Genomic DNA, 9,107 nt, shown 5'->3' with positions numbered 1-9,107 from the left:
GACAGGCCGGTCGAGGTCGAAGTCGACAGCGAGGTGATCGAGCTGTTCGCCGACGACAGACCCGTCGAGGTCGACGTGGACAGCGAAGTGATCGAGCTGTTTGCCGACGACAAGCCGGTCGAAGTCGAGGTGGACAGCGAAGTGATCGAGCTATTCGCCGAGGACAGGCCGGTGGAGGTCGAAGTCGACAGCGAGGTGATCGAGCTGTTAGCCGACGAGAGACCGGTCGAGGTCGAGGTCGACAGCGACGTGATCGAGCTATTCGCGGACGACAGGCCCGTCGACGTTGACGTGGACAGGGACGTGATCGAGCTGTTCGCCGACGAGAGGCCAGTCGAGGTCGAAGTCGACAGCGAGGTGATCGAGCTATTGGCCGACGAAAGACCCGTCGACGTCGAGGTCGACAGCGACGTGATCGAGCTGTTCGCCGAGGACAGACCCGTCGACGTCGAGGTCGACAGCGAAGTGATCGAGCTATTGGCCGACGACAGGCCGGTCGACGTCGAGGTCGACAGCGAGGTGATCGAGCTATTGGCCGACGACAAGCCGGTCGAGGTCGAGGTGGACAGCGAAGTGATCGAGCTATTGGCCGACGACAGACCCGTCGAGGTCGACGTGGACAGCGAAGTGATCGAGCTGTTGGCCGACGAGAGGCCCGTCGACGTCGACGTCGACAGCGAGGTAACCGAGCTGTTGGTCGAGCTGAGGCCCGTCGACAGCGACGTGATACCGGTCGACAGCGACGCGATGGCGCTGCCCGACGTCGACACCGTCGTCGACAGCGAGTCCACGACCGAATTGGTAGCGTAGAGTTGCGAGCCGTTGATCGCATCGGTGCTGTTCGCGGCGATCCGACCGGCCGCGACATTGGTCACCTGACGCTCGGCGCCAGGCGCACCCACGCTGACCACGCTGGTCGGATTGCCGCCTTGGAACGTCGCCGTTACGCCACCGACAGTGCCGGTCGGCGTCGGGTTCGGCGCCGCCGTCGTGGAGCCGCTGCCGAGTGCAACGTCGCCGGCGTTGTTGGCCGTCGCGTTCTGGCCGATTGCGACTGCACCGTTTGCCTTCGCGTTCGCGGTGTCGCCGACTGCGACGCTGCTCGTACCCGCGGCGCTGGCGGCCACGCCGGCGGCGAGCGAATTGACGCCGGTCGCGCCGTTGTTGTTGTAGTTGGCCTGTTGCGTACCACCGTCGTTGACGCTGTAGTAATGCGTCTTGGCGGCTTCGATCGCGGTCGAGGTCGACGTGGACAGCGAGGTGATCGAGCTGGTGGAGGAGCTGAGACCGGTGGACAGCGACGAGATACCGGTCGAGGTCGACGTGGACAGAGACAGGATCGAGCTGTTGGCCGATGACAGACCCGTCGACGTGGAGGTCGAAAGCGACGTGATCGAGCTGTTGGCCGACGAGAGGCCCGTCGACGTGGACGACGACAGCGACGTAACCGAGCTGTTAGCCGAGCTGATGCCCGTGGACAGCGAGTTGATGCCGGTCGAAGTTGAGGTCGACAGCGAGGTGATCGAGCTGTTGGCCGACGACAGACCCGTCGACGTGGACGACGACAGAGACGTGACCGAGCTGTTTGCCGAGCTGATGCCCGTGGACAACGAGTTGATGCCGGTCGAGGTCGACGTGGACAGCGAGGTGATCGAGCTGTTGGCCGACGAAAGGCCGGTCGACGTGGAGGACGAAAGCGACGTGACCGAGCTATTGGCCGAGCTGATGCCCGTGGACAACGAGTTGATGCCGGTCGAGGTTGAGGTCGACAGCGAGGTGATCGAGCTGTTTGCCGAGCTGATGCCCGTGGACAACGAGTTGATGCCGGTCGAAGTCGAGGTCGACAGCGAAGTGATCGAGCTGTTGGCCGACGAGAGGCCGGTCGACGTGGACGACGACAGAGACGTGACCGAGCTGTTTGCCGAGCTGATGCCCGTGGACAACGAGTTGATGCCAGTCGAAGTCGAGGTCGACAGCGAAGTGATCGAGCTGTTGGCCGACGAGAGGCCGGTCGACGTGGACGACGACAGAGACGTGACCGAGCTATTGGCCGAGCTGATGCCCGTGGACAGCGAGTTGATGCCGGTCGAGGTCGAGGTCGACAGCGAAGTGATCGAGCTGTTGGCCGATGACAGACCCGTCGAGGTGGACGACGAAAGCGACGTGACCGAGCTATTGGCCGAGCTGATGCCCGTGGACAACGAGTTAATGCCGGTCGAGGTCGAGGTCGACAGCGAGGTGATCGAGCTGTTGGCCGACGACAGGCCCGTCGAGGTGGACGACGAAAGCGACGTGACCGAGCTGTTAGCCGAGCTGATGCCCGTGGACAACGAGTTAATGCCGGTCGAGGTCGACGTGGACAGCGACGTGATCGAACTGTTAGCTGACGACAGCCCCGTCGACGTGGACGACGACAGCGACGTAACCGAGCTGTTAGCCGAGCTGATGCCCGTGGACAACGAGTTGATGCCGGTCGAGGTCGACGTGGACAGCGACGTGATCGAACTGTTAGCTGACGACAGCCCCGTCGACGTGGACGACGACAGCGACGTAACCGAGCTGTTTGCCGAGCTGATGCCCGTGGACAACGAGTTGATGCCGGTCGAGGTCGAGGTGGACAGCGACGTGATCGAACTGTTAGCTGACGACAGACCCGTCGACGTGGACGACGAAAGCGACGTAACCGAGCTGTTTGCCGAGCTGATGCCCGTGGACAACGAGTTGATGCCGGTCGAGGTCGACGTCGACAGCGAAGTGATCGAGCTGTTGGCCGACGAGAGGCCGGTTGACGTGGAAGTCGACAGCGAACGGATCGAGCTATTCGCCGACGAAAGGCCGGTCGACGTCGAAGTCGACAGGCTGCCGATCGCGCTCGTGGTCGTGCTCATGCCGGTGCTGAGCTGGGCGACGGTGACCGCGTCCTGCGGTGCCGAGCCGTCGGCGACGTTGGTGATGCGGCGCAGTGCCGTCGAACTGCCGACGGACACTTCCGACAGCGGTGCGGCGCTGCCGGTGAGGTAGCCCGTCCCGCTCGGTGCCGCAGCGCCGGTCACGCTGCCTGCACCGATCGCGACGCTGGACGCGTAGTTGGCCGTGCCGCCGAGTGCCAGGGCGTTGGTGCCGGTTGCCGTCGCGGCATTGCCGATGGCGGACGCGCCGGAGCCGGCCGCGGTGGCCGCCGAACCAAGTGCCGTGCCGTTGGTGCCTGCCGACGTGACGACCGCGTTCGAGCCGATCGCGATACCCGACGTCGTTGCCGAGTTGACGTTGGAGAAGCGGCCCAAAGCAATGGCGTTGGTGCCGGCTGCAACGGCACCGCCCGAGCCCGAACTGTTGCCGCCGCCGATTGCGATCGAACTGCTGCCCGACGCCGTGGAGTCGTTGCCGACCGCCGTCGCCCCCGTGTTCAGCGCCTTTGCGCCCGAGCCGATACCGATCGCGCTTGCGCCGGTCGCCGTCGTGGCCTGACCGAAAGCCTGCGAATAGTTGCCCGACGCCGTTGCGTTCGCGCCGATTGCAATCGACGTCGAACCACTGGCCGTCGTGGTGCTCCCGTTGTTACCGCCAATTGCGATCGCCTGTGCGCCCGTTGCGGAGACGCCGCCCCCGCCGTTGCCTGCTACATACTGCGCATGCGCGACGCCCGCCCCCGCGACGAGAACGGCGGCTGCAACGGCCTTCACGACGGCCGACTTGTTCGGCTTGCCCCGGGCCGAATCGTGTTCCGATGCCGCGACCCAGGCGCCAAGAGCTTCGTTCCAGATCGAGCGGTATGTGCGGTTCATGTCCTGCTACCTCCAAATGTGCACGCCACACACCGGTCTCTTTTGTTAGAGGAATGCTCCGTGCGCTCGCGCGAATCTCAAAATTGATGGGCGGAGTTTATTGGAGGTGGTTTTTATAGATTGATAAAAAGTGATAAATAGGCGGTTTTGAAAGTTAAAAGATGGTTAATGAACCGTGTTTCCGTGTGTCAATGAAGAATGATTTTGAAAGATGTAAGAATGTGTCTCGTTGGGTTCTGGCTTGCTTGGGGTTGTCATTATTTTTGTATGAAAATCATGTACTTACACTTGTTGTGTGGGCTGGGTTACACAAGCGAACGCCTCAAAAGTAAGACAAATGAAATAGCAAACGTTTGCGCATCAGTAAATTCTTTCAGCAATGTAAGATTTATTTGCCGGCCGATGGATAATGTCTTTGAAATCTTGTTAACCTGTTAATTTGAGATTTATCTCAAATTGATTTTTATTTTAATTGATTTCGTGAAAATCAATTTAATTGAAAATATTGAATATCCGACTGTGCTGAATTGCGCATCCTGGCCGACGCCGGTGCCCGTCTGACGGGCGTTCCGGGCCGGCAGGTTCGCCAAAGTTGTAAAAAAGTGCTACGGAGCAATTGATCAGCGCCCAAGCATTCTTTTTCGGATTTGTCCTATTGACGATATCGGCGTGTAAGTGGAGCGGGATGGGCGGGACAATCGGCGGGAGGCCGCCCTGTGGCGGTCTCCTGTCGGGTAACGACAGATTGTTGAACGCGCCGGCAGGGCATGTCGGCAGGGCCCCCCAAATTGTCAGATCAGGGGTGACAATTGGCCCGTGTGCCGCATAAAAAAGGGCGGGTACACCTGTGTCGGGGACGCGACATATGGCGGCTACGCGCGCTCGACGCGTCGAAGCTTCAAACCGACAACTGCTGGCCAAGGCGGAACAACGCGGGTTCGATGCCGTGCCCCGTCCCGGAAGCACGGGCGATCCTTTGTGTCTACATGCCGACTTGCCGAACGAGCGCGGCCGCCGTCACGGTCTCACTGCGGGCGTACAGTCGATGGCCACGGTGGCGGACGGCCCCTGCGTCGCACTCGATCCGGCCAGCGCGGTCAGCAACCCGGCCTGATTGGTCAGGCACTGAACGTTGACCGTATGCGCGTCGATTGGAGTCATCGTGATATTGCGGCCTTGCCACATGAAGACAAGGTTCGTCGACGGGATGTTCAAAGGCGTTGTCGTGCCGGTGGCGGTGCATTGGCCACCGGAGGGCGAACTGCATTGCAACGAGATGGAGGAGCCGGCGGCGAATGTGGTGCCGGCGGCGCCGGCAAGGACGATCCCGGCCACGGCATGGGAAATCGATTTCATTTGGAATCCTGAGTAGTATATGGGAGGCTTGACGATCCGGCCGCGCCATGGCCTGACTCACGAACCGTCAGCCCTGTCGCGACGCGTGCGGCGACATCCCCGGTACGGCCAGCGCCGGCCTGTCATCGCGCAACATAACGTACGTTGGCGTGACGACGCATGTCAAGAAAATGCAGGGCCTGAAAGCGATTCGGTCGTAGCGGTAGCGAGTGCCGGCCGAGGGGCGGCATTTGCGAACCTCGAGCGTGCCTGTGACGGTGTTCCGCAGACGCGGCGATCGCCGGTTGCCGGACCCGGCAACCGGGCAATCCTCCGGTCTTACTTCTTCAGAAACCGCAGCGCGAACCGCGCCATGCGCGGCACGAACATCGGGCGCAGCAGGCGCTCGTCGTACCCGGCCATCCGCCGGTCGTTCTCGGCCAGACACAGCTCGATCAGCTCGCGCGGGTTCAGCGCGTCGCCGATATCCGCGGTGCCGGTCGCCGGGAAGTTCGCGTCGCGCGCGGCGCCATTCGCATCGATGCCGCGCGCGATGTTCATGCGGTCGCGAATCAATTGCACCCACACCGCCGCGACACGCGCGAAGAACCACGGCCGGCGCCACCACGGCATCGTGCGCCAGTACCACGCATACCAGTTCACGAAGAACAGGATATGGCGGCCTTCTTCCTGGATCACGGGCTCGAAGGTGTCGACGAGCTCGGGCGGGAAATAACCGGAGCGCTGCGCGGAGCGGAACAGGCCGAATGCGAAGAAGCTGTCGATGCATTCGCTGAAGCCCGTCATCATCCACGACCATTCGGGATCGGTCGGCGCCGGGTAGGGCGGCTCCGGCGCGAGCCGGATGCCGTAAGCCTCGACGAGCTTCGACAGCACGACCTTGTGGCGGGCTTCCTCGTTGCCGTCCATCTCGAGCGCGCGGCGCAGCAGCGGATCGCCGACCGTCGCCGCGTAGGTCGCGACGCGGATCGACGCACGGCCTTCGGTTTGCACCGCGATGTCCCAGATCGGCAGCGACGTGAGCCGCCGAAGTTCGTCGGGCTTGAGCGGCGGCCAGTCGATCACGGCCGGCTTGTACGGATTGTGTGTGTCGAGCAGCATGCGGCAGAACATCTGCATGTGCGCATCGGAACCGATCCGGACCGGACCTTGCCTCTCGAAGGTCCAGTTGCGCATTGCGTGATCTGCGGCTGCGTGCTCTTCCTGCAGCGTGTCACTCATGGCTATTGTTATGCGATTGCGGATCGAAAGATTCTTGCACAGCTTCCGTAATCGCGTATTTTCGAGTGGCCATATGCACGCCGGCCCGGCGGACGTCACGCGTTGGTGTCGACCCAGAGGCGGCCCCAGCGCGACGCATAGGCGAGCGCGTGCTCCTCCTCGAAGAAGAAATCGATTGCATCGAACGACACGGAGCGCGGCGACGGCCCGCCGCTCGCCCGCTCGATCGTCAGGTTGGCGGCGAACAGCCCGTTCGGCAACCGGGCAGCGGCGGGAGCGACTTCATAGCCCTTGTAGCGGATCGTACGGTTCATGGCATGCGCGGAGAAAGTTCGGACTTTCAGCGTACGAAAACCTGCCGGCGCCGTGAACCAATCTTTCGGCCAATGCTAATCACGCGGCAGGCCGAATCGTTATCGAAGGGGGACGCGGGGGAAGGGCGACGCAGGGGAGACGACGGCGTGCGCGGCCGGCGGTCGCGCATCGGAAAACGCGCCGCGCGCGCCCGTCGAACCTTGTCGGCCGGGCGCGCGCGACGTAAGGCGGCGGAGATTACTGGTTGGCGATCTTCAGCACGGGGGCGAGCGCATCGACCGATGCCGCGTGCGACGCCGCCCGATGCGATGCGAAGGCGAGCGCAAACTCGGCCGCTTGCGCGCCGACCGTCTCGAGCTGCGCGGCGACTTTCGGATCCGAGCAGTCGTCGGCGCTTTCGAAGCGTGTTTCGAGCGTGTTCACGGTCGCGCCGAACGGCGTCGGCCAGCCGCGCAGCGCATGGACGATCGACCGCACCGACGTGAGCACGGTGCCGGCCGCCTGCCAGCCGTAAGCGGTGACGATCAGGCCGACCGCGCGGCCGTCGAGATAGGGGCGTTCGTCGGCGCGCAGTTCCTCGAGCGTGTCGAGCGCGTTCTTCACGAGACCGGAGACGCCGCCGTGATAGCCGGGCGTCGCGATGATGATCGCGTCGGCCTGGCGCACGGCGTCGATCAGTTCGCGCTGCGCGTCGGTCAGCGTTTTGTGTTCGGGGGCGTAGTGCGGCAGCGTATGCAGGAACGGGCCGTCGAACAGGCGCGTTCGTGCGCCGGCAGCCTGTGCACCGCGCAGCGCGAACGTCAGCGCGCGTTCGGTGGACGACGCGGCTCGGGTGGTGCCGCCGATACCGACGACGAACGGGCGGCGGTGTTGATCGAATGCAGTCAAGGGGCGCTCCTGGGGGATGGCTTGCCCGGCTAAGCACAGGCTTAAAACCAGATGGTAACGACCCCGCCGCCACTCTGAAAACGACTTTTCGTTCTATCGATATGCCGCGCGACGGGGCAAACGTGTGCGAGGCCGCGCAAATCGATAGCAGAAATGCTTGGTTGGGACGGTGCGCCAAGGTCGATAAGATGAATCCGTCTCCTCCATGATGTCTCTACTGACATGGGTTGGCCCCGCCGCGCGGATGCAGGCGGGGCTTTTTTTTTTGGTTCATCGAGGATGGCCGGAAAACGGGGCGCGATGCTTTCGGTCGTGACGCGTTATTCGAATACCGGCCGGAAGAAGCTGCGCTCATAGCGGACGATGCAGCGCGTTTCCTCCGCGTAGCGGAACGCGGCCTGGCAGGCCGGATCCTCCATCGAGCGTTCGCGGTAGCGCTCGTATTCGGCGAGACTCGGGAACGAGAACATCGCGAGCGCGATGTCGTTCGCGCCTTCGGACGGCAGGAAGTAGCCGTGATGCGTGCCGCCGAACTTTTCGACGAGCGGAATCCACATCTTGCCGTAGGTTTCGAACTCGGCGAGCTTGTACGGATCGATGACGTAGCGAAGGAAGCAGGTGACCATGAACACTCGCATTGCGGTATGGGAGCAGCGAGTCTGGAGCGCGTCGCCGCACGTGTCAACGGCATGCGTGCCCGGCATCGATATCGCCGCGTGACGGGGTGCTTGCGCGAACAACGATCGGTGTGATTTCAGGGGTTTGCAACGACACGTGCGGCGTTGCGGGACGTACCTTTTTCATCGCGTCCGCCACGCCCGCTTCCCCAAACTTTTACGACATTTTTTCTTGCGACAGCGGCTGGCGCGCTCATAGACTTCGGGCATCCCCATCACGGAGCATGGCCATGTCGATACCCTGGAATGCGATCGCCGAACGTCCTTCCGTCGCGCCGCCTTTCGTGAGCGCCGACCGGGTGGTCGTACGGCGTTTCGATCCGGCATTCGACAGCTATGCGCAACTCACGCCGATGCTGCATCGCGCCTTCGCGCGGCTCGGCGCGATGGGGCTGAACTGCACGTGCGTCGATCAGGACGAGGACGTCACGCGCCGCCGCGCGGAAGCCGGCGAGTGCTACGTCGCCGTCCGTGGCGGGCGCGTCGTCGGCACCGCGACGCTGTATGCGACCGATCCGTCCTCGGCATGCTCGCTGTACCGGCGCGAAGGCGTCGCGAGCGTGCGCCAGGTGGCGGTGGACCCCGATTGTCAAAGCCGCGGGATCGGCGCGTTGCTGCTGTCGTTCGCGGAGCAGTGGGCCGCGTTGCGCGGCTACACGCTGCTCGCACTCGATACGCCGCATCCCGCCGCGCACTTGCTGGCGTTCTACGGCGCGCAGGGCTTCGAGGTCGTCGACGTGATGCGTTTTGCCGGCAAGCGCTACGACAGCGCGATTCTCTGCAAGCGGCCCGTCGCGCACGTTGCGCGGCGTGTGTCGCCGGTGTCGCGGCTGGCCGCACGGGTCGCGGCCGTGCGGCGTCTTGA

Annotated in this window: 7 protein-coding genes; 1 reads left to right on the top strand and 6 read right to left on the bottom strand. The window is 63.3% G+C overall.

Annotation, left to right across the window (positions count from 1 at the left end; translation table 11 throughout):
• The 6 genes from G3N62_RS32660 to G3N62_RS32635 all read right to left on the bottom strand — a co-directional run.
• Positions 1-3,785 (bottom strand): ESPR-type extended signal peptide-containing protein (locus G3N62_RS32660; RefSeq protein WP_277399658.1); only part of this gene is annotated, 3,785 nt, incomplete at its 3' end.
• Between the two features lie 1,017 nt (positions 3,786-4,802).
• On the bottom strand, positions 4,803-5,141 hold the full coding sequence (locus G3N62_RS32655; RefSeq protein ID WP_034185996.1) for a hypothetical protein: 339 nt from the start codon (positions 5,139-5,141) through the stop codon (positions 4,803-4,805).
• Positions 5,142-5,459: 318 nt separating this feature from the next.
• Complete coding sequence (locus tag G3N62_RS32650) at positions 5,460-6,362, bottom strand: hypothetical protein (RefSeq protein ID WP_034185997.1); 903 nt, start codon at positions 6,360-6,362, stop codon at positions 5,460-5,462.
• Positions 6,363-6,457: 95 nt separating this feature from the next.
• On the bottom strand, positions 6,458-6,676 hold the full coding sequence (locus G3N62_RS32645) for a hypothetical protein (protein WP_006480563.1): 219 nt from the start codon (positions 6,674-6,676) through the stop codon (positions 6,458-6,460).
• Positions 6,677-6,914: 238 nt separating this feature from the next.
• Positions 6,915-7,565, bottom strand: a complete 651-nt coding sequence (locus G3N62_RS32640) for an NAD(P)H-dependent oxidoreductase (RefSeq protein WP_034185998.1) — start codon at positions 7,563-7,565, stop codon at positions 6,915-6,917.
• A 320-nt stretch (positions 7,566-7,885) separates the two neighbouring features.
• Positions 7,886-8,191: an NIPSNAP family protein gene (locus tag G3N62_RS32635; protein ID WP_049028850.1), complete on the bottom strand. Its 306-nt coding sequence runs from the start codon at positions 8,189-8,191 to the stop codon at positions 7,886-7,888.
• A gap of 281 nt (positions 8,192-8,472) precedes the next feature.
• Here G3N62_RS32635 and G3N62_RS32630 point away from each other — a divergent pair.
• A partial coding sequence (locus G3N62_RS32630; RefSeq protein ID WP_206141435.1) for a GNAT family N-acetyltransferase occupies positions 8,473-9,107 on the top strand: 635 nt, incomplete at its 3' end.

Origin of the sequence: Burkholderia sp. Tr-20355 (genome assembly GCF_017104685.1) — a bacterium.
GTDB classification, from domain to species: domain Bacteria; phylum Pseudomonadota; class Gammaproteobacteria; order Burkholderiales; family Burkholderiaceae; genus Burkholderia; species Burkholderia seminalis.
The sequence above is the reverse complement of the archived record's forward strand: the minus strand, read 5'-3'. Positions and strand labels throughout refer to the sequence as shown.